General features: G+C 59.9%; 28 protein-coding genes and 2 pseudogenes. 17 read left to right on the plus strand and 13 right to left on the minus strand.

What is annotated here, in order from left to right:
• Position 1: 1 nt before the first annotated feature.
• From O7A60_RS24165 to O7A60_RS24185, 5 genes are all read left to right on the plus strand, one after another.
• On the plus strand, positions 2 to 1,315 hold the full coding sequence (locus O7A60_RS24165; RefSeq protein ID WP_337108310.1) for an extracellular solute-binding protein: 1,314 nt from the start codon (positions 2 to 4) through the stop codon (positions 1,313 to 1,315).
• A complete protein-coding gene (locus tag O7A60_RS24170) occupies positions 1,315 to 2,223 on the plus strand; it encodes a carbohydrate ABC transporter permease (RefSeq protein WP_337108311.1) in 909 nt (302 codons plus the stop codon). Before O7A60_RS24165 ends, O7A60_RS24170 begins: the two co-directional genes overlap by 1 nt.
• Positions 2,220 to 3,038 carry a carbohydrate ABC transporter permease gene (locus O7A60_RS24175; protein WP_337108312.1) on the plus strand — a complete coding sequence of 273 codons (819 nt, stop codon included), beginning with the start codon at positions 2,220 to 2,222 and terminating at the stop codon, positions 3,036 to 3,038. The genes O7A60_RS24170 and O7A60_RS24175 overlap by 4 nt, the downstream gene beginning before the upstream one ends.
• A gap of 97 nt (positions 3,039 to 3,135) precedes the next feature.
• Positions 3,136 to 4,128: an inositol 2-dehydrogenase gene (gene iolG / locus O7A60_RS24180; RefSeq protein WP_337108313.1), complete on the plus strand. Its 993-nt coding sequence runs from the start codon at positions 3,136 to 3,138 to the stop codon at positions 4,126 to 4,128.
• 24 nt (positions 4,129 to 4,152) lie between these two features.
• Positions 4,153 to 5,091: a sugar phosphate isomerase/epimerase family protein gene (locus O7A60_RS24185; protein WP_337108314.1), complete on the plus strand. Its 939-nt coding sequence runs from the start codon at positions 4,153 to 4,155 to the stop codon at positions 5,089 to 5,091.
• Positions 5,092 to 5,137: 46 nt separating this feature from the next.
• On the opposite strand, the gene O7A60_RS24190 is transcribed toward O7A60_RS24185, so the two are convergent.
• The 4 genes from O7A60_RS24190 to O7A60_RS24205 form a co-directional block, all read right to left on the minus strand.
• On the minus strand, positions 5,138 to 5,323 hold the full coding sequence (locus tag O7A60_RS24190) for a hypothetical protein (RefSeq protein ID WP_337108315.1): 186 nt from the start codon (positions 5,321 to 5,323) through the stop codon (positions 5,138 to 5,140).
• 905 nt (positions 5,324 to 6,228) lie between these two features.
• Positions 6,229 to 6,609, minus strand: a complete 381-nt coding sequence (locus O7A60_RS24195; RefSeq protein WP_415926853.1) for a hypothetical protein — start codon at positions 6,607 to 6,609, stop codon at positions 6,229 to 6,231.
• A gap of 511 nt (positions 6,610 to 7,120) precedes the next feature.
• The gene (locus O7A60_RS24200; protein WP_337108317.1) at positions 7,121 to 7,429 is read right to left on the minus strand and encodes a hypothetical protein; all 309 of its coding nucleotides are present in this window, start codon (positions 7,427 to 7,429) and stop codon (positions 7,121 to 7,123) included.
• Entirely contained in the window at positions 7,408 to 8,034 is a 627-nt protein-coding gene (locus O7A60_RS24205) for an alpha/beta fold hydrolase (RefSeq protein ID WP_337108318.1), read from the minus strand. Before O7A60_RS24205 ends, O7A60_RS24200 begins: the two co-directional genes overlap by 22 nt.
• A gap of 96 nt (positions 8,035 to 8,130) precedes the next feature.
• Between O7A60_RS24205 and O7A60_RS32000 the strand changes: the two are divergent.
• Positions 8,131 to 8,223, plus strand: a pseudogene (locus tag O7A60_RS32000) (LysR family transcriptional regulator); the annotation flags it as partial.
• 347 nt (positions 8,224 to 8,570) lie between these two features.
• Positions 8,571 to 8,957, plus strand: a complete 387-nt coding sequence (locus tag O7A60_RS32005; protein ID WP_415926851.1) for a LysR substrate-binding domain-containing protein — start codon at positions 8,571 to 8,573, stop codon at positions 8,955 to 8,957.
• A gap of 488 nt (positions 8,958 to 9,445) precedes the next feature.
• Here the strand turns inward: O7A60_RS32005 and O7A60_RS24215 are convergent, their stop codons facing one another.
• On the minus strand, positions 9,446 to 9,748 hold the full coding sequence (locus O7A60_RS24215; protein WP_027146111.1) for a hypothetical protein: 303 nt from the start codon (positions 9,746 to 9,748) through the stop codon (positions 9,446 to 9,448).
• A gap of 299 nt (positions 9,749 to 10,047) precedes the next feature.
• On the opposite strand from O7A60_RS24215, the gene ku reads away from it, so the two are divergent.
• Complete coding sequence (gene ku / locus O7A60_RS24220; protein WP_337108319.1) at positions 10,048 to 10,869, plus strand: non-homologous end joining protein Ku; 822 nt, start codon at positions 10,048 to 10,050, stop codon at positions 10,867 to 10,869.
• A gap of 66 nt (positions 10,870 to 10,935) precedes the next feature.
• Entirely contained in the window at positions 10,936 to 11,529 is a 594-nt protein-coding gene (locus tag O7A60_RS24225) for an SOS response-associated peptidase (protein WP_337108320.1), read from the plus strand.
• An 11-nt stretch (positions 11,530 to 11,540) separates the two neighbouring features.
• Here O7A60_RS24225 and O7A60_RS24230 read toward each other — a convergent pair whose 3' ends face one another.
• On the minus strand, positions 11,541 to 11,804 hold the full coding sequence (locus tag O7A60_RS24230; RefSeq protein WP_337108321.1) for a hypothetical protein: 264 nt from the start codon (positions 11,802 to 11,804) through the stop codon (positions 11,541 to 11,543).
• Positions 11,804 to 12,103: a hypothetical protein gene (locus tag O7A60_RS24235; RefSeq protein WP_337108322.1), complete on the minus strand. Its 300-nt coding sequence runs from the start codon at positions 12,101 to 12,103 to the stop codon at positions 11,804 to 11,806. The genes O7A60_RS24230 and O7A60_RS24235 overlap by 1 nt, the downstream gene beginning before the upstream one ends.
• A 327-nt stretch (positions 12,104 to 12,430) precedes the next feature.
• On the opposite strand from O7A60_RS24235, the gene O7A60_RS24240 reads away from it, so the two are divergent.
• Positions 12,431 to 12,892 (plus strand): hypothetical protein, encoded by a 462-nt coding sequence (locus tag O7A60_RS24240; protein WP_337108323.1) that lies wholly within the window; start codon positions 12,431 to 12,433, stop codon positions 12,890 to 12,892.
• A 13-nt stretch (positions 12,893 to 12,905) separates the two neighbouring features.
• Positions 12,906 to 13,247, plus strand: coding sequence for a hypothetical protein (locus tag O7A60_RS24245; RefSeq protein ID WP_337108324.1), 342 nt, complete (start codon positions 12,906 to 12,908; stop codon positions 13,245 to 13,247).
• A 223-nt stretch (positions 13,248 to 13,470) separates the two neighbouring features.
• On the opposite strand, the gene O7A60_RS24250 is transcribed toward O7A60_RS24245, so the two are convergent.
• Positions 13,471 to 13,872: a hypothetical protein gene (locus O7A60_RS24250; protein ID WP_337108325.1), complete on the minus strand. Its 402-nt coding sequence runs from the start codon at positions 13,870 to 13,872 to the stop codon at positions 13,471 to 13,473.
• 502 nt (positions 13,873 to 14,374) lie between these two features.
• Here O7A60_RS24250 and O7A60_RS24255 point away from each other — a divergent pair.
• Positions 14,375 to 14,692: a YMGG-like glycine zipper-containing protein gene (locus tag O7A60_RS24255; protein ID WP_337108326.1), complete on the plus strand. Its 318-nt coding sequence runs from the start codon at positions 14,375 to 14,377 to the stop codon at positions 14,690 to 14,692.
• Between the two features lie 581 nt (positions 14,693 to 15,273).
• Here O7A60_RS24255 and O7A60_RS24260 read toward each other — a convergent pair.
• Positions 15,274 to 15,744: a hypothetical protein gene (locus O7A60_RS24260; RefSeq protein WP_337108327.1), complete on the minus strand. Its 471-nt coding sequence runs from the start codon at positions 15,742 to 15,744 to the stop codon at positions 15,274 to 15,276.
• A gap of 440 nt (positions 15,745 to 16,184) precedes the next feature.
• Between O7A60_RS24260 and O7A60_RS24265 the strand changes: the two genes are divergently transcribed.
• Positions 16,185 to 18,449 (plus strand): putative bifunctional diguanylate cyclase/phosphodiesterase, encoded by a 2,265-nt coding sequence (locus tag O7A60_RS24265; RefSeq protein ID WP_415926852.1) that lies wholly within the window; start codon positions 16,185 to 16,187, stop codon positions 18,447 to 18,449.
• Positions 18,450 to 18,913: 464 nt separating this feature from the next.
• Here O7A60_RS24265 and O7A60_RS24270 read toward each other — a convergent pair whose 3' ends face one another.
• The gene (locus O7A60_RS24270) at positions 18,914 to 19,390 is read right to left on the minus strand and encodes a hypothetical protein (RefSeq protein ID WP_337108328.1); all 477 of its coding nucleotides are present in this window, start codon (positions 19,388 to 19,390) and stop codon (positions 18,914 to 18,916) included.
• Positions 19,391 to 19,933: 543 nt separating this feature from the next.
• Between O7A60_RS24270 and O7A60_RS24275 the strand changes: the two genes are divergently transcribed.
• The 3 genes and pseudogenes from O7A60_RS24275 to O7A60_RS24285 all read left to right on the plus strand — a co-directional run.
• On the plus strand, positions 19,934 to 20,422 hold the full coding sequence (locus O7A60_RS24275) for a hypothetical protein (protein WP_337108329.1): 489 nt from the start codon (positions 19,934 to 19,936) through the stop codon (positions 20,420 to 20,422).
• The gene (locus O7A60_RS24280) at positions 20,355 to 20,675 is read left to right on the plus strand and encodes a DUF3991 domain-containing protein (RefSeq protein ID WP_337108383.1); all 321 of its coding nucleotides are present in this window, start codon (positions 20,355 to 20,357) and stop codon (positions 20,673 to 20,675) included. Before O7A60_RS24275 ends, O7A60_RS24280 begins: the two co-directional genes overlap by 68 nt.
• Positions 20,626 to 20,940 (plus strand): annotated as a pseudogene (locus O7A60_RS24285) (ATP dependent DNA ligase); the annotation flags it as partial. The gene O7A60_RS24280 and the pseudogene O7A60_RS24285, both read left to right, overlap by 50 nt.
• Positions 20,941 to 21,201: 261 nt before the next feature.
• On the opposite strand, the gene O7A60_RS24290 reads toward O7A60_RS24285, so the two are convergent.
• The 3 genes from O7A60_RS24290 to O7A60_RS24300 all read right to left on the minus strand — a co-directional run bounded on the left by O7A60_RS24290 (position 21,202) and on the right by O7A60_RS24300 (position 24,056).
• Entirely contained in the window at positions 21,202 to 22,023 is an 822-nt protein-coding gene (locus O7A60_RS24290) for a response regulator transcription factor (protein WP_337108331.1), read from the minus strand.
• Between the two features lie 71 nt (positions 22,024 to 22,094).
• Positions 22,095 to 23,258: a M24 family metallopeptidase gene (locus tag O7A60_RS24295; protein WP_337108332.1), complete on the minus strand. Its 1,164-nt coding sequence runs from the start codon at positions 23,256 to 23,258 to the stop codon at positions 22,095 to 22,097.
• Between the two features lie 54 nt (positions 23,259 to 23,312).
• On the minus strand, positions 23,313 to 24,056 hold the full coding sequence (locus O7A60_RS24300; RefSeq protein ID WP_051442831.1) for a GntR family transcriptional regulator: 744 nt from the start codon (positions 24,054 to 24,056) through the stop codon (positions 23,313 to 23,315).
• A gap of 180 nt (positions 24,057 to 24,236) precedes the next feature.
• On the opposite strand from O7A60_RS24300, the gene ehuB reads away from it, so the two are divergent.
• Positions 24,237 to 25,118, plus strand: a complete 882-nt coding sequence (gene ehuB / locus O7A60_RS24305; RefSeq protein WP_337108333.1) for an ectoine/hydroxyectoine ABC transporter substrate-binding protein EhuB — start codon at positions 24,237 to 24,239, stop codon at positions 25,116 to 25,118.
• Positions 25,119 to 25,145: the final 27 nt, after the last annotated feature.

A 25,145-nucleotide genomic window follows, 5' to 3' on the forward strand; every position in this document is an offset into this window, starting at 1 on the left:
AATGACGCAGTCCAGCAGACTTACTCGCCGCTCCGTACTCAAGGGAGGACTTGGTTTGGCGCTTGCCAGCAGCGCCCTTACCGCACTCGGCCTGCCTGTCCCGGCCAGGGCGGCCGGCAAGAAGGTGATCATCGGCGCTTTCGCCGATGGCGGCCTGACGCCGTTCAAACAGAAGATCATCCCACTGGCCAAGGACGCCGGATTCGACATCGAATTCCTCGAGGATGAATATGGCGTGACGCTGGAGAAGTGGTTCGCCGACGCCAAGAACAGCGCCGGCCAGTACGACCTCTACCTTCTCGACGATCCATGGGTGCCGCAGTTCGGCGCCGCCAATGTGCTCGAGGATCTTGGAGCGGCCGGCATCGATGGCGGTGACAAGGATTGGATCGGCTCGATGATTGACATGGGCTATTGGCCGCCGCAGAAGGGCGCACGCGTGAAAGGCTTCGAAACCGCCACGCCGACGCTGATCTGCGTGCCGTTCGTCGGCGATCTGCAGACCCTGACCTACCGCAACGATGTCTACACGAGCGGTGCGCCGAAAACCTGGGACGAGGTCATCGCCAAGGGCAAGGAAGGCGTGGCGGCGGGCAAGATCAAATATCCGGTCGTGTTCCGCGGCGTTTCCGGAAATCCGATCGTGACCAGTTGGTATCCGGTCTTCCTGTCGTTTGGCGGATCCTTCTTTGACGACAAATGGAACCCGGTCTTCAATTCCGCCGAAGGCAAGGCCTCCGCCGAATTCTTCGTCGGCACCATGAAGCAGAACGCGCCGAACGGCGTCGTCGAGTTCGACTCGGATCAGGAAGGTGCGGCGATCCTCGGCGGCGAAGCCGGCGCGATCATCCAGTATTCCGGCAATGCACTAAAGGCCGACGATCCCACACAGACCAAAGTGGCGGGCAAGCTCGATTTCGGCGTCGTGCCGAAGCAGACTTCGGCGATAGCCCAGATGGGCATCTTTATTGCCGGCATTCCGAAATCGGCACCCAACAAAGCCAACTCGGTCGAGTTCCTGAAATGGTATGTCAGCGCCGATATCCAGGCCAAGCTGTCGGAAGCAGGCTCCATTCCGGTCAAGCGCAGCGCCTTCGGCATTGCCAAGCCCGGCAACCGCCTGATCCCGGTTGCTCTGCAGCAGCTCGACGCTGGCGCGCTGCCGAGGCCGCGCACCCCAGACTGGGCCAAGGTCGAGGAACTGCTCGGCATCGAGCTCAACAAGGCGCTGCAGGCTGGCTCGGGTGGCGGGGCCGCATTGGACAATGCCGCCAAGCAGGTCAAGGAATACCTGTCTTCGGTCGGCTACTATTGATGGCAAACGGCGGGACGCAGAGCCGCAAATACCGTCTGCAGGGGGCGGGGCTCGACCTCGCCCTCCCTTATCTCATGCTGGCGCCAGGCCTGCTGATCGTGCTTGGCGTGCTCGTCTATCCCTTGTGGGACGGTCTGCGCGCCAGCACCAAGGCCTATCGCTACGGCTCGGTCGTCGCCGATGTCGGAATGCAGAACTACATCCAGCTGTGGAGCGATCCGCAGTTTCTGAACGCGCTGTGGGTGACGGTGAAATTCGTCGCCCTCTCGGTCACCTTCGAGGCAATCCTGGGCTTTGCCCTGGCGCTGTTCTGCCTGCGCGAATTTCGCGGCATCCGACTGCTGAGAACCATACTGATCATTCCGATGGTGATCACGCCGGTCGTGGTCGCCATCGTCTTCCGACTGATTTATGCCAGCGATGCCGGCATGCTGACGGCAATCTTCGAGTGGATGGGTGGCGGCCAGGTGCAGATCCTCGGCAGCCCCGTCAAGGCCTTCATCGGCCTCGTCGTTCTCGATGTCTGGGAATGGACGCCGCTGATGTTCCTGATCCTGCTGGCCGGCCTGCAGTCGCTGCCGCACGAACCCTTCGAGGCTGCCCGCGTCGACGGCGCCGGCAACTGGCGGGTGTTTGCCGACCTGACCTTTCCGATGATGCGGCCCGTGCTGGCGATAGCCATTGTGCTTCGAACGATCGACGCCTTCGGCACGTTCGACCAGGTGTTCGTGCTCACCCGGGGCGGACCGGGCGAGGCGACGCGGCTGGTCTCGATTTATGGCTACGACACTGCCTTCAAGTTCCAGCAGACGGGCTATGCGGCAGCACTTTTCGTCACCATCGGTCTCGTTGTGCTTGCCCTGGCCTTTAGCGCCGTGCGGCTTTTGCGCAGGGTCGACGCATCATGAACAGTCCTCTGGCCCGCATCGGGGTAATGAGCGCGGTGCTGGCCGTCGTGCTCTTGCCCATCTACTGGCTTGTCTCGACCTCGCTGAAGTCCAATCGCGAGATCACCCAGGAAGGCACGCTCTATCCGCACGTTCCGACACTGGACAATTATATCAGGCTGTTCACCGAAAAGCAGTTCGGCGCCTATCTGACCAACTCGCTGGTGGTGACGTTCTTCTCCGTGGTGATTGCCCTGGTCGTCGGCGCCATGGGCGCCTATGCGATCGCCCGCTTTCGCCTGCCTTTCGTGATGGAGCGCAAGGTCGGCCTGTTCCTGCTGACGCTGCGCATCGTGCCCCCGGTCGTCATCCTGATCCCGGTTTATCTACTGATGCTCAAGCTCGGCCTGCTCGACAGCTGGTTGGGTTTGATCGCCACCTACACCGCCTTCAACATCACCTTCTGCGTCTGGATGATGGAGAGCTTCTTTCGGGAAATCCCTGTGGATCTCGAGGAAGCCGCCATGGTCGATGGCGATTCCCGTTTCGGTGCGTTCCGGCGCATCACCCTGCCGCTGGCAGCACCCGGCCTCGCGGCGACCGCCATCTTTGCCGTGCTTGTCACTTTCAACGAATTCCTGTTCGCGCTGGCGCTGACGGCCACACCGCGGGCGATGACGATGCCGCGCGGCACCGCCACGCTGATCGGCCGCATCGACACCGACTGGGCCTCGATGTCGGCGGCCGGCGTCATCGGCGCGCTGCCGATCGTCTTCTTCGCGCTTCTGGTGCAGCGCCATCTGGTTCGCGGGCTGACCATGGGAGCCGTCAAATGACGACCCGGCTGGGCAGCCACTCACCTCAATCAAGTCGCCGTCCCGGCCACGCTCAAGGCCGCGCGACACCACGCGGCCTTTCAAGGAAATCAGGCGCATGATAGATGTCTGTCTATTCGGAGCGGGCCTTATCGGCCAGGTGCATGCAGCCAACTTGGCGCGCCATCCCCGGGTCCGCCTGCGCTATATCGTCGATCCAAACACCGAGGCCGCATCGAAGGCCGCGACCCTGACGGGAGCCGAGATCGCCGACACTCAGACCGCGATGAACGACCCGTCGATCCGCATGGTGTTCATCGCTTCGGCAACGAGAACGCATGCGGACCTGGCCATGGCCGCGGCCGCCAAGGGCAAGGCGATCTTCTGTGAAAAGCCGATCGATCTTGATCTCAAGCGCACGGATCAATGTCTGGCGGCTGTCGAGAAGGCAGGTGTGCCCTTTCAGATCGGATTCAACCGTCGGTTCGACCCGAGTTTTCGGGCGCTGAAGGCGCGCCTTGCGCAAGGCGAGATCGGCGCCGTTGAACAGGTCATCATCACCAGCCGGGATCCGGAACCGGAAACCGAGGAAGCGCTGGCCGGGGGAGGGGGCGTCTTCCGGGAGATGACCATCCACGACTTCGACATGGCACGAAACCTGTTGGGCGAGGAGCCGGTGGAGCTCTTCGCGACCGGGTCGTCACTTGTCGCGGCGCAATATGCCAAGCTGGGGGACTACGATACCGCGATGTTCGTGCTGCGCACCGCGTCCGGCCGGCAATGTCACATCAACAACAGCGTCAGGGCCGCCTACGGCTACGACCAGCGCATCGAGGTGCATGGCGCGGATGGGATGCTGCGGGCCGGCAACAGGGTCCCGACATCGGTCGAACTATCAGGCGCAAAGGCGATATCGCGCGACAAGCCCTACTACTTCTTCGTTGAGCGCTATGCCGAGTCCTACGCTGCCGAGATCGATCATTTCATCATCTGCGTGGAGACAGGGCGACGGCCCGACGTCACAGCAAGCGACGGCCGCAAAGCGATGATCCTGTGCGAGGCAGCGCTTGCCTCCGCCAAGTCGGGCAGGTTCGAGACCGTCAGGTTTTAGTGCATCGAAACGAGGAGCTTCCAGATGAAGATCGGGATGATTACGGACAGCCTCGGCGACCTCTCATTCGACGAGATGCTGCGCGCCTCGACCGAGCTTGGACTTCAGACACTGGAGTTTGCCTGCGGCAACTGGTCGTCGGCGCCCCATATCGACCTGCAGGCCATGCTGGCGAACGCCGCCACGCGCAAGGAATTCGTTGCCAAGATCCGGGATCACGGGCTGACCATTGCAGCGCTCAATTGCTCGGGCAATCCACTGCACCCGGGGCCGAAGGGGAAGGTCCATCATAGCGTCACACAGGACACCATTCGGCTGGCCAGCCTGATGGAGATCGATCGTGTAGTCATGATGTCGGGCCTGCCGGGCGGACCAGGTGACGCTAACCCGAACTGGATCATCACCGATTGGCCGCCGGAATGCCTCAAGATCCAGCGCTATCAGTGGGAAGAGCGGATAATTCCCTACTGGCGCGACCTCGTCGCGTTTTCAAACAACCTCGGCATCCACAAACTGTGCCTGGAACTGCATGGGCATCAGGCCGTGTACAATGTCCAGACATTGTTCAAGCTTCGTGACGCGGTCGGTGAAACGGTCGGCGCCAACTATGACCCCAGTCATCCGCTGTGGATGGGGGCGGATCCGATTGCCGCCATTCGAGCGCTCGGCTCGGCCATTTACTATGTGCACGCCAAAGATACCCGGATCGAGCCAATCACCGCGGCCATCGACGGCACGCTCGATCCGCGCCCACCAAACCTCTATGCCGAACGGGCCTGGAATTACATCACACTCGGATACGGTCATGGTGAGACTTGGTGGCGGCAGTTCTGTACCGCGCTCAAGCAGGTTGGCTACGACGATGTCTTGTCAATCGAGCACGAGGACATGATGCTGACCCCGATGGAAGGTATGCGAAAATCGGTTGCGCTCCTGCGCAATGTCGCAATCAACCTTTCATAAAGCGGGAACTTGCCTATGTTCGGGCACGGAAGCGGCCTCCTACTGACTAGTTCTCGGCGTGGCTGAAGACGACAGTACCGCTGTCCTTGCGAACTTCAACGCATACGACGCCGTCGTCAACCCTTCGGGTCTCGAACATGGCGATTGCGTGATCTTTGGCCGTCTTTTCAGCGTCAAAGGTCACCTTGTCAAAAACGCCCTGCCGTCCGTACCAGATCACTGTGAACGCCATTTCCGGCTCCTCCGCTGGAATGAAGCGCCTGCCACAGAGGTCAACACGGTGTGTAGCAATGGCCTAGTCCCCGTCGCAGCTTGGAGACTTGGCGCCGTCCAACCAACATTGTCAACCAGCGCGCTCCTGGCGCCGGCGCTCATTTGGAAGTGGACCCGACATCATGCGTAGGGCGGCGCGATCGTCCTTAAGATCAATCTGACCTGAGCACTGCGTTGTTGCCCATCACTCGAACGACGTCGAGAGCCTTCTGGGCGCTTGTCCAATCCCTTCTTGACGAGCGCTGCTATGTCGGCGTCGATGTTTTTGCCTTTTTCCCGCAAGTGAACGCAACGGTGTTGGACTGCCTGCGCAACAGTGCGGCCATTTCTTGGAGGCGTATCTAGAACAAGACCTGCCTCGTCAAGTTGGTCCGGTCCGGGTGAAGATCCGGATTGGGATCGGGCGCATCACTCGAAGCCTGCCAACAGCCTGTCATATTCATATGGAAATATGGTTGCAGTGTAACGCCTGATAAGTGAAAATTTCTGACGTCAAATGGTTGGTAGTTGCGTTCGCTCAAGGAACGGTCCTGACGACAACCGGCTAAGACGCGCCTTAATTGTGCGCTTCTGCTCTGGATCAGAGGCATCCAATTTTATCTTCTGCCATCTGTTTGTCCAGATGTCTGGAGTCTCGTCCTTATCGATCTCGCTGCGGAGGCGACTAGCCAAAACTGCTTTGCTAATGCGCCCGCAGTGTGGACAACTAAGGGCAGTGACCTTCGGCGAAGCTGGGACGAATTGCCCTCATCTGTAATTGCCTCTGACTTCGACACCAAGCTGCACTGCTGCCTAGCAAAATCAAACAACATTTACCACGCAGTGCACCCGCGCCCCGTGGCTGGGGGCGTCCCGAATCGCTGACTAGTTGAAATGTCCCGAACTGCGAAGTTTCGATAGCAGGATCATTGCGGTGCCGCGGTACTCGGCGCGCACATGCTCGCTCAACGGAGACGATTCCCAGGCAGCCAGTTCCGCAACGAAAGGAGAAGCGTCGCCATTTACTGACGCGCACCTAAGGCGGCCGCTCTTCTCAAGCACGACTATAGCCGCATCCGCTTCACCGTACCCTATTGCGGCCATCCGCTGAATATTGGCGTCCCCGTCGATGCGGACATCGAACAAAACAGATCCCGCCGTTTTATCCGCAGCATCGGCCACCCTGTCGGAAAACGGTCGCTGTAAGCCATCGCTGTCGGCGATCGATTGCTCAAACAGGACCATTTCAACGTGCCCAGCCACCATGCTAGCGACAGTGCGCCGTCTGCCGAGATTGGCAATGGCCACGGCTGAACATCCGCACATCGCCGTCAGCTTTCACACAGGAATCGCAACATTGACCATCAACAAACCGGCCTCGGCGCGGCGCATCCGCGAGCGCAAAATCGACCCGGACCAAGCAGCCTATCGATGGCCCTCGAAAACGCCGTGGCCTCGGTATTTGCATCCAGAAGCAGTTCGACATGCTCGGCAAGGGCAGCGACCCGTCGTCCACTCCGATCCAAAAGCGCATCAATGGTTGGTCTGCCATTTGCTCGCGACTGCGGGCGGCCAGCACTCAAATGCAAGCCATGATGCGCCGCAACGCGCTTCATGGGCGAGCCGCTTGCGCTTGGCGGGTCTGCTGCCGATGCTCTTACAGCCCAGTTGTCGCACCTTAGCTACATCGCTTGGTCGCCTAGCGGCATCGTTATTGCACCAAACTAGCCCTTCGCTCGACAATGTGCTGCGTCCGTTGGGGAGGAAGTGGATCGATCTAGCCGGCGATCAGCTTGCCGAACAACTTGCGCAAATCATCCACCAGCAGGTCGGGCGCCTCCGAGGCGGCGAAGTGGTCGCCGCGGGGCATCTCGGTCCAATGGACGATGTTGTTGGAGCGCGCGGCGAAGCTGCGAACAGATCGGAAGTCCTCAGGGAACACGGCCACGCCTGTGGGTGTCGGATTATTCAGCTCCCGATATCCTGCCCCGGTCTGCGTGTCCTCATAGTAAATGTTCGCGGCCGATCCGCTTGTGGCGGTGAACCAGTAGATGGAGTTGGTGGTCAGATAGCGTTGGCGATCCACATGGTCTGCACCTGCACCTTAGAAGCCGAACCACAATTCCCATTCCAGGCCAGTTGGCCGACCGGCGAGTCGATGAGGGCGAATGCAAGGGTTCCGGGGCGTTTCGACTGGATGGGCTGGTATCCAGCGTACTTTTCGAAATTGGCGAGGTTTGCCATTCCTTCCATCTCGAAGGGTGACAGCTTCTCCATTTCGCCTGGTTTCCCCGAGGGAAACGCAAAGATCTGAAGAAGATGTGTTCCGACGAGGCCCTCCGGTGCCAGAATCCCGAGCTCACGCCCGACGAGGGCGCCGGCGTCGCCGCCATGCGCGCCGTAGCGCTCGTAACCAAGCCCTTTCATCAGGGTGTCCCAAGCTTTGGCCGTCCTTGCGCTGTCCCAGCCGGGCGACGTCATTGGGCTCGAGAACCCGAACCCCGGCAACGATGGAACGACCAGATCGAAAGCGATCGACTCATCGAGCCCATGCGCCTTCGGGTCGGTCAGCGGCGCTATGCCGGCCAGGGATGTGTCGGCAAAGACGTCGATCGCCCGACTGTCAGCGGTGCAGGACTCGATTGCGGCGACAAGGTATAGCTTATTGTTGTGAGAAGAAGGACTGTGCACCGAAGCACCGCAGCGGCAAAACGCGCATTCCTTGCCCATATGACAAGGAAAAAACTAATCATTCGGCCTTCTGTTGAAGCGCTCCGAATCTTCGAAATGTGCGTCAGCTTCGGCAGTTTTGCCGGTGCGGCTCATCGCCTGGCGCTGACGCCCGCTGCCGTCAGCCTTCGCATCCGCAGCCTTGAAGCTGAACTCGGCCAACCTTTGTTCACGCGCGAGGGGCGTAGGGTTGTGCCCACCGCTGCGGCCGTGACGCTGGCTTGCGAGGTGCGGCAGGCGCTGGACCATCTCAACAATGCTCTCGACGCTTTTCAAGTAAGGACGACCCCGCTCCGGGTGACGGCGCCGCCGACATTTGCATCCCGGTGGCTGGCGCCGCGACTGTCGAGCTATCGAGCCGCGGGCGGCGCTTCCATACAGCTGGACATTTCCTCGGACGTCCGTGATCCGACGGCCTTCGATGTTGCTATCCGGACGGAACGGGGCGGATGGGACGGGCTCGATGAATATCCGCTTTTGCCTGTCGACGGACGCCTATGGCTGCCCCCAATCTGCTTAGTTCGCGGACCATCGCAGCACCGGGAGATCTGGCGGATTTCGATCTGTTGCCGCATCCCGATTGGGCAAAGTGGTTCGCACGCGCCGACAGCACAATGCCGAGCGGCTTGCGCTTTGCCGCCGTCGATTACTCGATCTTCGAACTTATCGCCGACCCGGCGGTGGGCGGCCTTGGCGTGGCGTTGCTTTCGCCGACGCTCTTTCGGGGGCTGCTAGAGGACGGACGACTCGTTGCGCCTCTAGCCACTGTTTTGAAAGGGCCTGATTGGTACTTCTTTTGGCCCGCGAAGGCGACCGGCGTCCTGGGCCGCGCGGCTTTGGCGACTGGCTGCGCGAAGAGGTTCAGCGATCGCAGGATTTGCTAGACTTGCCCGGATAAGCGAGGGACAGGCGGGTCCAGCCGAAATGGACCCCAGCCAGCACCGTGTTCGGATGAACATACGCATGGCGCAGCGCGGCCGCTTCCGGGTCGTCGAAGCTGGGCCCATCGATCCGAACGAGCATGTGCTGACCGGCCGCCAACCACGTGAAGTGATTAGTGGTGTGCCGGCGGGTGCAAGTGGCAGGGCTGCTAGATATGCAACGCGGCCCTTGTCTTCCTGAACCGACTGCCCTTGGTAGCTTTGATCGTGGCTTGCGCGATCGAACCGGGCCTGTTCGTCGCCTCCTTCCAGGAACGCGCGGTCCCGTCCACCGCGACTGCCTAGGCCATCCAGGTCGATACCCAGAACGGAGTACGATCCGGAGCTCGGATCAATGGGCGTCGCGAAGCGCCGCCCTCCAATGCTGAATTGCCTGGCGGATGGAAAACCAACGCACCCTTGAGCCGCCCGGGGAAATCGGTCTCGGAACGCTATGTTAGTTCGTAGTAAAAATCGCAGATCAAATCCGCGACCTTCACAGCTTCAAAGTCCGTCATGTGAGCGGTCGTCTCGATGGCGACCGTTTCCATGTTGTCCTGGTCGGCGGCCAGTAGGTCCAATATCCTGGCAAACTTGAGCTTGAGCTCCCGGTCACCGTCGAATTCATCGAGAGTGACGTGCAATACGTTCAGGTTTGCCTCTATCAATCTTGTTTGTATGGGGTCGGAGGAGGCGGCCAGCGTACGAACTGCTGCGAAAAAATGCTCGCGCGCGTTGGCGTATTTATCGTCCATTTTTTCAAACCTTGTGGTCAGCGATGCGCCCTGGACGTGGGCGGGAACGTCGGCTTACGCTTTGGCCCAAGCTGAGTCAACGAATGAGGGTTGGCCGAGCCGGTGACCGCGTCATCGGCAATGCCGTGGAAGCGGGCAAATCTGCACGAGGTCGGCTACTGGCGCGCAGCATCTCCCGGTGATGGGCAACGCCAATCAGACCGATGGGGCGACCCAGTAGCTGCGCCCGCCAGGATACTCCGACGGAACGGGTGACGACCTCGTGTGTTCTTTATTCGCGGCAGACAAGGAGCAAGGTCATGGCGGCACCACGAGCGGTTTGGAAGGGCTTCCTGAAGGTCGGGTCGGTGTCGTGCGGCGTGAAGATTGTCGGTGCGACCAGCGAGGCCTCCAAAATCCATTTCAAGATTTTGAATCGTGAAGATGGCCTGCCCGTCAAAAGTGCCTATGTGGATGAAGAGACCGGCGATGTCGTCGAGAGTGAGGACCAGGTCAAAGGTTATGAGGTGGACAAGGACCATTTCATCAAGGTCGAGCCTGACGAGATCAAGAAACTCAAGCTGACATCGGCCCACACTCTCGAGGTGGATTCATTTGTCGCGATCGAAGACATCGACACCCGATATCTGGAAAAGCCCTATTACCTGATCCCGGCGGACGGCGCCTCCCTCGAAGCCTTTTGCGTTCTTCGCGACGCGATGGCGAACAAGCGCGTGGCTGCGCGCTCTTGCGTGGTGCTCTACCAGCGCGGGCGCGAGGTGCTGATCCAACCATTCCAGAAAGGGATGCTGCTGACCGAATTGCGCGCTCACAATGAGATGACGTCGGAAAAGACCGTGTTTGATGGCTTGAAAAACCACAAATACGACGAAGACCTTCTTGAGATAGCCGCCCTGTTGATCGACAAGAAAGTCACCACGTTCGACCCGTCAAAATTCGAAGACACATACGAGGACGCGTTAATCGCCATGATCGATGCCAAGCGCAAAGGCAAGGCGCCGCCCAAGCCGGTGCCGGCACCAAAAGAGAATGTTGTCGACCTGGCCTCGGTTCTTCGCAAGAGCCTGGCCAAGGAAGGCATCAAGGGCGGCGCCAAAGCCAAGACCCAAAAGTCGGCGTAGCAATGCTGGCGCTGTCAAGTGTCCAGGTCTCCGTTCTGTTCCTGCAAGAACGCCGAAGGACCTCCCATGTGCAATGACTATGAGCAGCACGTCCTGTGGGCCGAATATTGCCGGATGATGGCCTCGCTGGCATTGAAGATCCCGAACCATCAGACGGAACTCAATCTACCCCAGGCAGACGACATTCGCATCAACGACCCCGCTCCAATTATGCGTGCCGCCGGCGACGTCATAGAATTGGCATCGATGACGTTCGGGTTCCCACCATCCGGACCGAAAGGCGGACCGGTGTTCAACTTCCGCTCGGAAGGCAGGCAATTCGCAAACAGCAATCGATGCCTGGTTCCGGCGTCTGCGTTCTTCGAATTCACTGGCACCAAGTATCCAAAGGCCAAACATCGGTTCACGCTCAACGGCGCTCCGTTTATGGCGATTGCCGGCTTATGGCGTGAGGGCGCCGGCAACAAGCCTTCGACCTTTACGATGCTCACGACCGATCCCGGGCCGGACGTTGCGCCATATCACAATCGCCAGGTGATTGTGCTCAAGCCAGAAAATTGGCGGGCTTGGCTCGATCTTACGAAGCCCGAGGCCGAACTCTTGCGGCCGCTTTCGGCCGGGGCGCTCTCCGTGGAGACGGTGCGGCCCGAAAGCGCGTGACACGGCGGCGCCTATTCCATGTCTGGGACATCGCCACTGACGAACAGCGTTGTGGGCGGACCGTAATCGCCTAATGCAGGGTCGGCATCTCGGCTCCACGCGATCACGCCGACATGCGTCGAAGCGAGCGCCTTGGCCATCCTGATCGCGCGCTCCTCGCTTTGCTGATCAGTCGGGCCATAGGCCGTGAACAGTTCGCCATCTTCGCCTCGGTCGAAGGCCACGACAACGATGAGTTTCGGCTTTTTCTGGGAAGGTCGGCCGTGGTCGGACATCAATCCACCAATTCAAGGAATTGATAGGTCTCCGGCATCGCATCACTGGGCCAGTCAGCGCAGCACGCCATGATTGCCGCCTTGTTGGCGTCCATCCAGATCGCCGCCGCTACATCCTCGTCGTCCGTGGGTGCCTCATCGTCGTCAAAGCTGGAATCGTCCCAGTTTTCAAGCGCGGCCATCCCATCCGCTGCCTCTTCCGCGGATATTCCCGCTACGGCAAGGACAGCCTTAGCCGCTTCGATGCCGCGTTGCTTCTCTTCCGGCGAAGCGCCTTTGATTTCCAGCTGAAGCCTCATAACTCGCCTCCCGCGGCTAATCTGGTCAACAGTGAACGAAATAAGAACAAAAAGTCAAGAGCGGCCTTGACGAGGCAGGAATATATTCCTTATTCCTGAAAGACATATGAGCAAGGTTATGAGAACGCGCCAGAACGGGCCGGGCGGCGAAGCTATGTCGGAGTTGGAAACCGCGATGCAGCAGGCCATCGCTGCGGCGGGCTGCGATTGCGTAGTCGCACTGCTGCACGTTCTATCCAGGAACACTGAACTCGAGCGTGAGCTCGCGCTGTCGCGCGCGGCAGTTTCCAACGGCTTCTCTCGCGGCTGGCACAGGGGACGGACCTGATGGCGAATACGGCCGAGGACAATTTCCGCATCGAAGTCTGGGACAGGGAGGAAAAGACCCGTCTCGAAACGATTTCAACGTCCCCGGATGCGACAGTCAGCCAAGCCGCCTGGCAGGCTGCAATTCGCCGTCGACCCGGCATGCTGCTGATCCACTACAACAGCCGGCATGTCATGGAAAAAATCTTGACGCCTGGGGAGGTGAATATCCCGCCACAGGCAATTGTCGACGGAAGCATTCATGCCGGTCTGGACGTCTCCCTCGGGGACTTACGCGAATGGCACAAGCTGCGGGCGTGGTGCAAAACTTGCTCTCATCACGCCGAGGTGAAGCCGGCTGCGCTGATCGGGCGATACGGGAAGGACGCGCTATTCACTACCGTTGAGCGGGCGCTTCTCTGCACGAATTGCGATCGAGGTGGCCCGGTGAGATTGGAAATCCACAGACTTCCCCGGAACTAAGAGGACGTTCAAAATGCGCGATCTGATCACCTTCTTCCAGACCAATGCGGCTCTGGTGATCGCCAACCCTATAGCCTTCATGACTTTCGCAGTTCTTTTTGGAGGCGGAGGGTTCATCGTTGGCCGCTACTTTTTGACAGAGCGCATCGCAAACTTGGAAAGCCGGATCGCAAGGCGTGATGACGAAATCGAAGCCCTGAAAATTGGACGTAAGCGCAAGACTGAAGAGCCGTCACTGATCCCAATTAAAGGCACTTCGGCAATTGAGAACGATGCAACGCCGCTGTTGGGAAAATGGCCGGATCGGCGCCGGCCTGGAACACTGTCTGCGCCACCACGTCAACGACGCGGCTAACCATCTGGTTGTTTAAGCTCGGTCGCCTTAAAATTCTGAAAGGGGCCTACGGGGAATTTCCGCGCGAAATCGAGCGGCGGGCGCATTTTTTAGTCAGCTCCTTGAGATATCCGCGTGCCGCGACAAGCTCAGGGCCAGAGTTCCATACTGCTCCATTGTGTTTCGAAACCGGTTGCACACCGGCGAATTGGCGTTTCAACGATGCCAACTGCCCTTGCCGGGTTCAATCTGACTGGATTGAACCGGTCCCCGGCGGCGCGAAGAAGCACGTCCATCTGAACCGGTAATAAGCCTCAAACTTCAAGTGAGGAATGATCGTCCGGTAAAACGTCATCAATCGCTCGCAGATATGGTATTGATCATCAGGCGAAGTCTGGACGCGTTCTCGGGGGATAAACCACTCCGGTTCCTGGGACTCATTCAAGTAAGCCGGGCGCGGCATCCTGACGAAATAGCCGTCCTTCGTCATCCTGACATCATTGGAATTGATTGGGTGGCAATCCTTGCCCCCGCAGCAGTCATAGTGAAGAACGGGATCAGTCTTGCCCGTATACCAATCATGGGCGCCCGCATCGCCGGGCAGCACAAGCCACGCCAATGCAATGTGTCTTAGGAACTGTCTCATGGAACTAGCCCCTCACCATTTGCCTATAGCATATTAGTGAGCGCTAATCATAGTGGTGAAGCCGACCGGCAGCCGCCGAGTCAGGCGCTATCCAGCCGTAAGAAAAGCCCCGGCGCTTGGGTCCGCACCGGGGCCTTTGACATGTACGAGCTACATCAGCATGTCCGCTTATAAGCATGCGCTGATATGGTGAAGGAAGGGTGAATGGGCAAGGAAGCCGGGGTGGCCAGCGCTATTGATTACAGGAGAGATATGCCGGGGGCTACAGGTCTCGTAGCGGAGCTTTTATTTTCACGCGGATTTTTGGACTTTTGCGCCGCAGAGGTAAGTGCCTAACGGAGAGGCACGCGCCTCGTAGCAGGAGCAGCCTTCGCAGCACGCCATGAAGCCTTCAACCAGCGAGAAACCATGTCTCACATCGTGAGAGAGCCTGCCGCGGTTCCGCCGCAATGCCGCAGCACTTGGCGCGATCGGCCCACGCGGCCTCAAGGAGGTTCCTCAGATGATACTCAAGAAAGCGGTTTTGGCAGTCCTGATGACGGCGGCCCTGGCAGGCTGCGAAACGCAGACGGAAGGCCAGCAGCGGGCGACCACTGGCGCTCTGCTCGGCGGCGCCGGCGGCGCCCTGGTCGGCCAGGCCATTGGCGGAAACACCAAGAGCACCGTGATTGGCGCGGCCGGCGGCGCGCTACTCGGAGCAGTCGTCGGCTCCGCAACCACCCCGCAACGTCGCGAGGATCAGCTCTGCCGCTACCAGGATCGCTACGGCCGAATTTACACCGCGCCTTGCGATGATCGTTACTATAACGGCAACTATTGATGACGGCGTAGTCAGATCCGCAGGACGTTAATGCGCTACGCACCGGTGGCGGATCAACAGTGACACCGCCAGTATGTGGTGCGAGGGCGGCATTTGAGGCGGTTGGCTGGTATCTGGCTGGGATTTGCTTAGCGGCAATTCTGACCCCACCATCCCTAGCCGCCGTGCAGCGGTCGCAAAGGCGGCATTTCACGCTGCCAAGGCAGCACGTTCATCTGCAACGATGGTTCGGTAAGCGCCAGCAAGAAAGGTTGTTCCGCAGGACATGGTGCCGGATCTGGCCAAGCTGTGGGGTTATTGGGCGGCGAAGACGTTGACATGAAACCGAGCCTCCACCCGACCGAATGCTCTTGCAGATCAGGCCACTGTTGCACAGGTCCGCGCGGCGGCCACTTCTGTACGACGGATAGCGGCGCCAAAAGCTATTTGCGCAAATAGCCTTTTGAACGGTTGCCACTTGCGCAGTCCCGATTGCGTGAAGCGCGCGTGACGGACTCAGGCCGAGTGCGATGCAGGAAAGCCACCTCCGCCGTCCGGCCGAGGGGGCATGATGTGCGGTTGGTGCAGGCCGGCTCGTGTCCTTACAGCGATCGCAGCCGCGCGATATCCTGAGGTGTTGCAGCCCGCTCCACGATCGTCCGCCCTGTCGCGTCCTTCACTTCGAGACGGCCATTTTCGATCTCTTCCTTGGTGCCATCGGGATGAGTGACTTCAGTTTTGTCATCCGAGACTTCAACCTTGTCGCCTGCAGCATTCACATGCTCCTGCCCATGATGACCGTTGTCGTCGCCGCCTGCGCCATCGTCGCCGCCACCGGGCCCTGAGCTGCCGCCGGACCCTGAGTTGCCGTCGTGGTCTCCGTCGCCGCCAGATCCGGAGTCGCCGCCATGGCCGTCACCACCACCACCGCCCTCGCTCTTGGCATAGGCGGCGGCCGGCTGGAGTTTGCCCGAGCCGACAAAGCTGAGCTGATAGGGCGCAATAACCACAAACAATGCGGCTGAAGCCCGCAGAGCCAGCAGCGCGACTCGGGTGAAGCTCAATTTCTGCATGATAGATCGCCTCCTCTTGTACATCGAGGAAACGCACAGGAGGCGCAGATATTCCCGCTTGAGCCCCGAAAAGCGAGGGTAGGACCGTTGCGGCGATATTACCGGGCTACAGGCTTGCAGGCCTAAGACTTAAGCCTCAAGGGGAGGGCGCCGTAGGCAGCTCGATACGCCGCGGGGAACACCAACAGCCCAATGCCCCCCATCCGGCTCGACATGCGCGGATCTGCATGCTTCGCCCTGAAACCTTCTATAAAGGCAGTCCGGAAGGGGCCTGCGCCAGGTTTCTCAGTCGAAGGTCGTCCAGCACGATCTTAGGCCCTCTTGAGCTCGCCCTTCCTTGATCCTCGCACGGATTCGACCCGCAGCTTTTCGGTGGGTCTGGGTGCCGCAATGCAGCGCCCGCGAACCCCAAGCCGCTTGGCAACCTCGCGCAGCTGCGCTTGAAGCGCAGGCCTTTTAACGGTCCAGAAGTCTTCGTCGACTATAGCGGTCTCATGAAACTGCGTCGACATTTTGCCGAACCAACCCGTCGTCTCTTCCTGCTGAGAACGGCTCTGCCCGTCATCGGGCTGACACTGCTCATCGCAATGATCACCGCCGGGTTACTGCTTTGGTCCACGATCCAGACTGACCGCGTTGCCGCTGCACGGCAGAGAAGCCTGGTTGGACTGATCATATCCAAGCTGGAGAGCGCAGTAGCGCACGACCAGGAGAGCGTCACGGTTTGGGACGACGCCGTTAACGCGTTGCGCAGCGGCGATGCGAAATGGCTCGATACCAATCTCGGCAGCTGGATGCACACCTACTTTGGCCATGACGAGGTTTATATTCTCGATGCGAACAATGCGCCTGTCTATGCGTTCTCCGACGGTTCGATCGTTGACCCCGGCAGCTACCGTTCCATACAGGCGACCACCGCACCTCTCGTTCAGACTCTCAGAGCCAGGCTGAAACGGGGAGATACCGAGGGTGTCACGGGACAGGTGCTCACCATAGGCGCTTCCGATATGGCCGTTATCGCCGGTCACCCCGCAGTCGTCAGCATCAAGCCTGTGGTTTCCGACAGTGGCCACATCGCACAAATACCAGGTCAGGAATTCCTGCATGTAGCCGTTCGGTATCTCGATGGCAGTCTTCTTACTTCTTTGCGCCAAGACTATCTGCTCGATGACGCGCGGTTCTCCTGGGCCGACAAGGTTGCTTCCGGAGAGGCTTCCTATCCCGTTGTCGACCGATCTGGCCCTATCGGCTTCTTCGTGTGGCGGCCCTACCGGCCCGGAGCATTTGTCCTCTTTCAACTGGTTCCAGTTCTGGGCGCCTTGTTCGGCTTGGTGCTGGCGGGCGTTATCGTGGCCCTGATTGCCTTTCGTAGGCGGACGTTGAAGCTGATCGAGACTGAGGATCGGATCTACCACCTCGCTCATAACGATCTGCTTACGGCGCTGCCCAATCGCGGTCAGTTCAACGAGCGTCTGGCCGATGCGTTGGCGCGCCTGCCATCGACAGACGAGCAACTGGCGATCCTTTACCTCGACCTCGATCGGTTCAAGCAGGTTAATGACAGCTTCGGCCATCCTGCCGGTGACGAGCTGCTTAGGGAGTTCGCGGACCGGCTAAGGCGGCTGACGACTGAAGCAGACACAGTGGCGCGTCTGGGTGGCGATGAATTCATCATCATCAAGCGTTCGCTCGCAGGCGAGGATGAGGTCAGGACGCTGTGCGAGCGTTTGATCGAGTCTGCCCGTCGGCCGTTCGAAGTCGCCGGGGTGCAGGTCTTTGTCGGCGTGAGTGTCGGGGTGGCGGTTGCACCCAAGGACGGGTTGGACGCGGTCGAGTTGGTGCGGAAAGCCGACGTGGCACTCTATCATGCTAAAGCCGGCGGCCGCAGTAGCTACGCCTTCTTTGGGCACGAGATGGACCTGACGCTGGCCATGCGTAAGGGCCTCGAACAGGACCTGCGCAAAGCGCTGGAGATGCCAGGCCAGATCCAGGTCCACTATCAGCCGCTATACGCCGCCGACACAAACAGGATGACGGGTGTCGAAGCCCTGGCCCGCTGGTCTGATCTGGAGCGGGGCTGGGTTGCGCCAGACTTGTTTATACCGCTGTCGGAAGAAACAGGGCTAATTGAACCGCTTGGCGAACTCGTTCTCCGACAGGCGTGCCTTGACGCGGTGGTCTGGCCCATCGAGACCTTGGCGGTAAATGTGTCAGCCTTGCAGCTGAACAATCCCAGTTTCGCCATGAGGGTGACGAGTATCTTGTTGGAGACGCACATGGATCCGCGGCGGCTCGAAATCGAAGTTACCGAAAGCGCGCTCTCGGAGCGCAGGACCGAATGCCGAAACAACATTGAGGCTCTGCGCAGCATCGGGGTGCGCTTTGCACTTGACGATTTCGGCACTGGATTCTCCTCTCTGGGAAGGCTGCAAACGTTGGAAGTCGACAGGATCAAGATCGACCGCAGCTTCGTGCAGGGCTTTGGCCGCTCCAATGGTGACGAGGCGATCGTTCAGGCGATTATCAACTTAGCCCATGCGACCGGACTTAGTACCACTGCCGAAGGCGTTGAGACGGAGAGCCAATGCGATTATCTGCGCAAACTCGGCTGTGACCAGCTACAAGGCTTTCTGCTGTCCAGGCCACTGCCCAAGGGGGAGCTCCAAGACCTTCTCGGGGTCGTATCAGAGCGCGCCTCTGCCTAGGAAGCGAAGCCCAGCCGGGGCGAGTTCCCAGAAGCTGCCGTACGCAGCGGCTGGATGTCAGACCAAAGCGCAGCGCAGCTTTCCAGCAATCCATACCGCGCTCCTCGCGGGAGTCTGCCCCGCGTCCCGCCCCCGGCGGCGCTATGCTGACGCTGTTTGGGCTACTCTCTTAACCGGTCTCGTCGTTGCATTCGGTCCCGCGTCGCGCCTGCACCGCCGCCCCTTGGGTGACGCTCCTACGGCTGCTCCTTTCTTCAGAGAAGGCCGGCACAGCGCCCCTCGTCGGCATCGCTTGATGCCGCATGGCGCGCATAGCCGATCCGCTGGAGCTTCAGGAGCGGCCGAGAAGTCGATGCTGCGCAGTTTGGGACGGGCAAACGATGGTTCGCTGTGATCTGTGGGGTCCGACCACCGAACGGAGCCGCCGACGTCCAGCACCGCAACGGCTGGCGCCGTGCACCCGCCTAGCAGCTCTGGACCTTGAGTGATTTGACCATGCGAACGATAAGCGGATCATAAGGGACCTTCTCGTTGCGAGCATACGTGACCGTAAACAATGCAGCTCTGTCTCCGCAGATTTTGATGGCGCGGACATACAGGATCTGACCGTCTTTCAGTCCTGAATAGCTGGCCCATTGCGGCGTCACGCGCTTATAGGTCACCTTCCAGCCGTCGTTCTCGTTCACCGCCATGCGATGCTCAATCTCGGTGCGAAAGCTCGCTTTGCCGAGTTGCGCCCCCCAGACTGCGAGAAACGCGTTGTTTTTTCCCTCAAAGGCTGCCCCTTGATCGGAGCGCTGGGCAAGCACAAACCCCGGAGGAACATCGAATACAAATCCGAGATGCTTGATCCCAAAGCCCTCCCACTGTTCAGCACCGAGCAGTGATGTGGGCATCATCATGGCACCCAAACTGAGCAGAATAAGGGGGACACGTTTCATAGCTGTAATCCTGTCGTCATGTGACCTGCGCCCTAATTGGTGGAGGCCGGCCGGCACCTCGCGGAGGGCCCAGCCATCCGCCACTTCAAAGCCAACGGACCCTTTCAAATCTGTCTTGGCCCCCTTTGTTCCATTAGGGACTCAGAATATGCCGGCACGCTCGTCGTGGCCGACTGGCTCGCGCCTGTTCCAAAGGCGGCGCTGCCCGCGAGCACTGGCAGGGCGAGATAGGGCGGGTTCTCGCCCCGGGCCAAAGGTGGCCGCTGGGGTGGCGTCGCGCCGCAGCGGAAACAGACATCGACACGCTTTGTGCAGCGGTTGCTGAGGAGGAGTGCCGCCGAAGCCGACGGTGAATTGCTGCCGGTTGGGCGCTGCGCCCGGCAAGGGAAGCGCGCCGCAGCCTTCGCTCCCGTGCAAACCGGGCATAAATGCGGATCGCCGGCCGCGCCGTTGCCTGCCTTGCTCTTCGCGGCCTCCGGTGCCTGTCCAGAGAATATTGGGCGGAGTCGAAAATTGGGAGCGCGACAAGGTGCGCGAACGAAGATGGAAAAAGCAAAGCTTGTAGAGCTGAAGGACAAGGTGCCCTGCGCCGCAGTGCTTGAACACGCGGGCTTCGTCCTCGATCTCAAGGAAAGCATGCGCAAGGCGATGAAATATCGCCGGGAAGCATCGATCATCATTGTCATCCACGAGGGCAAGGGCTGGTTCGACCCGCTCTCGGACGCCAAGGGCGATGTCTTCGGCCTGCTCGAGCATCTCAAGGGCGTGCCCTTCGTCGAGACGATGAATCAGGTGGCCGACCTCGTCCGTTTCGTGGCCACCGAGCCAGTCTGGCAGCGCAGCTTCCGTGAGCGGGAGGCCGACATGGCGATAGCGGATCGCTGGCAGGCCCGGCGCAAGCTGTGGCGCGGATCGGCGGGGTGCTACCTACCTGCGAGACGGTCGTCATCTTCCCGATCCCATTCTGCGCGCCGCAACCGCCGCCGGTCTCCTGCGCGAGGGGCCGCATGGCAGCATGTGGGCCGCGCATAGGGATGTGGACGGAACCGTCACCGGCTGGGAAAACGCGGACCGCATTGGCGCGGCATGCCACGGCTGGCGCCAAGGTGCTCTGTTCCGGTTCGGCCGACCCGAGGCGTCCCGCCTCTGCGTCACCGAAGCGGCGATTGACGCGATGAGCCTCGCCGCCCTGGAAGACCTTCGTCCCGACACCGTGTACCTCAGCACAGCCGGCGCTCGATCCGCTGGTCATCGGCAAATCGCCATTGTCGGACCCTGTCAATAAACCGAAAGCCACGTGGGTACGGCCGGACGTTCTGGCCGAGGTGCAATTCAGCGGCGTGACTGATCGCGGCATATTGCGCGAGGCCGTGTTCAAGAGTCAGCGCGAAGATCTCGTACCGATTTCCGGCAAACCCGCCGGCGTCCTTGCGGCGACGGGTGGCGAACAGGGACCATGGCGTCCCCGGAGAACATTTTGCAACTGCTGCCCGATGCAGTCTCGCCAGGATGAGCTTGTGCGCTATTGGCAGCGTGTTGCCGATCAGGCGCCGCGCAGCTGCAAAAAGAAAGAAGGGCGCACAAAGTGGAGGCCGCGAAATGTCCGAACATGCAACGGCCTTCATTTCGCCGCCGCAGCACGTTCGTGACCTCAAGACCGGTAAACGGGGCGCCGAAGGAGCGGCGCAACGCGGCCCGGGACCGCCGCCCCCGGCGAGAGGTGCCGCATGAACGGCCTGTCGCATAGTGGCTGTCATGGAATTCTGCCCAGAAAGGGCCGACAGAGCCATGACAGGCATTCCAAAATGCGCTTAAGCCGTTCGATCTTGCAATGCGTATCCACCAAGTCTGACTGTCCGGATCACATCACGGTGGGATGACAGCTTGATCGATCTTCGCAGCCGGCTGATATGAACGTCGACAGTGCGCGGGCCGACATGGACATTGTTGGGCCAAGCAGCCCCAATCAGCTCTTCACGGCTGAGCACCTTCCCTGGGTTTTCGAGCATATGACGCAGCAGCTTGAACTCGATCGGCCCCAACTCGATTTCCCTGCCGTTGCAACGCACGTGGTGGGAATCGATCTGCATTTCGATGTCGCCATGGTTTAGCGACAGGGCGGTCTCCAGTCGCGATCCGGAGTGACGGTCGACGCCGAGCCTGGAGCGCAGATAATCCAGCAGCTTGGCTGGCGCCAGCGGCCTGACAAAAGCTTCGTCGATACCCGACTTCAGCAGCGCGATATGTTGGCTCTCTGCGCCAGGCGCAATCAAGGCAACCACGGGCAGGGCGCTTGTCCTGGCATCCTGTCTGAGCCGGCCGCAGCTCTCTGCCATCTGGTTGTCGGGTTGACAATCTAGCAGCAAGGCATGGACGGCCAGTTCGGTGGCAAGCTCCAGCATTTCGTTCACGTTGCTGGCCAGCGCACTGGTGAAGCCATCCACCGCAAGAACGTGGCTGAGGATCAGATAGAATTCGGCGTCATCCGAGCATATGACGATCAGTGGCTTCATGGCGTCGCTCGCGTTTCGGCAGGCTGCTCGGCTCTTCGCTTCGCCCACCTCCTCATTGAACCAGTTGCCGGGTTTCCGAAACATCCGGCTTTCATCCCTTTGGTTCACGTGGGTGCCCAACGACCACAGCAACCTCCTCGGCATGCAGTTGCCTTTCTGTCCGTGACACCGGCAGGCACAGCCAGTTCAGCTCAGGTGATGACTGGCAATTGCTCTGGAGAGAGCTCACTCAAAAACTCGATGCCCTGCTCACCGACAAAGATGACCTCCTCGAACTGGAAGACAGCGCCGTCGATCTCCAGCTTGGGTTCCAAATGCAAGATCATGCCAGGTCTTATGACTTCTGGATTGCCTTTGGAGATAGACGGAGGCTCCGTGACATCGAGCCCCCCACCGTGTCCAATGCGGGATACCATCCCATAGGCGGGAGGCAGGCCAGCATCGTCCCAAAGCTCTTCGAACGCGCCGAAAACATCGCCGCAGGTCATCCCGGCCTTGACCCCATTAGCGAGTGTCGCCGTCAGCGACCGTGTTCGTTGGTAGGCCTCGATCTCCCAATTATCAGGCGCGCCGCCTCGGGCGATGCGGTTTCTATCTGCTGGGTAGCCGCCATAGGTAGATCGAAAATCCGTCCACACGTACTGGCCAGCCTGCAAGGGATGAGGACCTGGCGGACGGCCGTAGTTGAACTCACCCCTGCAGAACGTCATAGCGATCGGATCGGCTCGTTCGGCCCCGTTCATGATGATGCGGGTCTGGATCTGGCGACAGAGTTCGACCTCGGTAATGCCAAGACGCGCCTGCGAAACGGCATAATCAAAAGCTGCATTGACGATCTCGAACGAGATGCGTTTGAGCTCTGCCTCGAACGGCGACTTGATCATGCGCGTTCGCCACAGCAAAGCCGTCGCGCTCACCAGCCTGTGCCCCCGCGCTCTCAAACCATCGACGATCTCCAACGACCCGCGACCCGACATATCCTGCCCATAGTCGATCGCGGCAGTTGCGGAGGCGCCCGGATCGCGAGCGCGGACTTCGTCGACGATGGCGCGTGCGCCTTCGGCGAGATAGCCTGCGTAGTAGACAATCGAGAAGGCTCTTTGTCGCGACTCAAGGTTTCTGGTTTCGACCTTGTTGGAAATGACGCGAATATCCTGATGGTCGATCAAGACGAACAACGGGCGCGAATGATAGCCCCAGGACAGCGTCCTGTAGTCGGTAAAATATTCCACGTTCTTCTGGTCGGTGAGCACCAGGACGTCAATGTCCCCGGCTGCCATCTCGCGTCGGACTGCAGCAAGGCGCCTGGTCAGCTCAACCACCGGCACATCGGGTGATGGCATTACTGGAAGCATGCTTATCTGCTCCTGATTCCTAGTGTCCTCGGGTTCAGCGGAGACTCGAGGGGGCTATTTTCTTCGTCTCGGGGGCTTGTGGTCAGCGTCGAGTTCGACCACGCAAGCCAACCGGTCGAACGGAGATTCCGTTACGCCGAACACCGAAAACGATTTTTCTTTCGTGCTCAGTCGGTAGAGCCGACGAAGCGTCGGATAGCCGTTCGGGATCGCGAAGGTCTGCTGCGCCTCGTCAGAAGCTGGAGCGGCATCGATCAGCAACTTGGTCTTGGTGAACTGAGTTCCGTGATCGCGCAGTACGTCGCTGATGAATTTCTCTCTAAATTCGTCAAGCACCTGGTCACTTACTGAGCGAGGCAGATAGGAGGTGTCATACATGATCGGCGTATCGTCGGCAAAAATCACCTTGCGCACGCACAGCATCAGGCCGGCCGGCGGCTCGAGCACATCGAAGGCCGGATCTTGTATTTTCTCGCGCGTCAAGGAGATGAGGTGAATGGACGGCTTCAGGCCAAGTCGAAGGGCATCGTCGTAGGAGGTGAGGGAAAAATCGAGATCACGAATGAACCTTCTTTGCTCTCTGACGAAGGTCCCCAATCCAGGCACCGATCGCAGGATTCCGGCCGACTGAAGGTCGCGCAATGCCCGCTTGATGGTAATGGCGCTGACGCCGAAATCCTCTGCCAGGATCGCAGCGGAAGGCAAAGCCTGACCCGCACCGTACTCTGCCGATCGCACCCGGCGTGTGATTTCCTGCCGTACGGCCTCATGAAGAGCAGTCCCGATCTGTCCGGTCATTCCAGCCTCATCAAAGTATACTAGGAATACCTAGCGCAACGAATATGGGATGTCCATCCTTTTGCGTTGTCCGCCGAGCCCCATCGTCAGCCTTAATCATGGTCACACATTTTCTTTATAAAATCTTGACATACCTGTTATACCTGGTCTACCTAGATTTGCGAAACGGAGAACACCTGCATGCCCGGTGAGCTTGGACTGCTCAGAACAATCGCCACGGTGGCCACAGCCTGCGCCCTTCTCATAGGGACCGCAGCTTCGTTGCGGGCAGAAACGACTGCCGAGCGGGTCTTGCGGGAAGGCAAGATCGTCATCGGCATATCCAATGGCGCACCGTGGGGATTCCGGGGCGCCGGTGGCGAGCCCGAAGGCTTTCACCCGGACCTGATCAAGGCTGCGTTCAAAGGCCTTGGTGTCGGCCAGGTGGACATCGTGGTGACCGAGTTCGGCGCCTTGATACCGGGCCTGACGGCACAGCGGTTCGATGCCATAGCCGCGGGGCTCTACATAACGCCGCAGCGATGTGAACTCGTCGCCTTCAGCGACCCCGATCTGAAGCTCGCGGACGCCGCCCTGGTTGCCAAGGGCAATCCGAAGAACGTCCACAGCTATGCTCAGATCGCCGCAAATCCGGAGATAAGGTTTGGCATAGGACGAGGCAGTACAACGGCCAAGAATGCTGCGGCCGCCGGCGTCCCCGATACCAACATGCTGCTGTTCCCGGATATACAGTCGAATGTCTCGGCACTGCTCACCGGCAGGATCGACGTCGCCGCATTTTCGGCGCCAACGGTGGCCCGCATTCTGTCCGACGACAATGTCGAGGGCATCGAACGCGCGTTGCCGTTCCAGGGCCTGCAAGAGAACGGCAAGGAGCGCTACGGCTATTCAGCCATTGCCTTCCGCAAGGAAGATGGCGACCTCCGCGACATGTACAATTCGCGCCTCAAACTCTTGAAGAGCGACGGGACCTTGGCCCACATCATGGCGAAGAACGGCTTCAGCGATCAGGAGGCCGCGCCGGATCTGACCAGCGAGCAGGTGTGCGCGGGGCAGGGCTGACCGGCATTCCAAGCCAGGAGCTGCGAT

It is taken from the genome of Mesorhizobium salmacidum (SeqCode) (assembly GCF_037179605.1).
In the GTDB taxonomy this organism is placed as follows: domain Bacteria; phylum Pseudomonadota; class Alphaproteobacteria; order Rhizobiales; family Rhizobiaceae; genus Mesorhizobium; species Mesorhizobium salmacidum.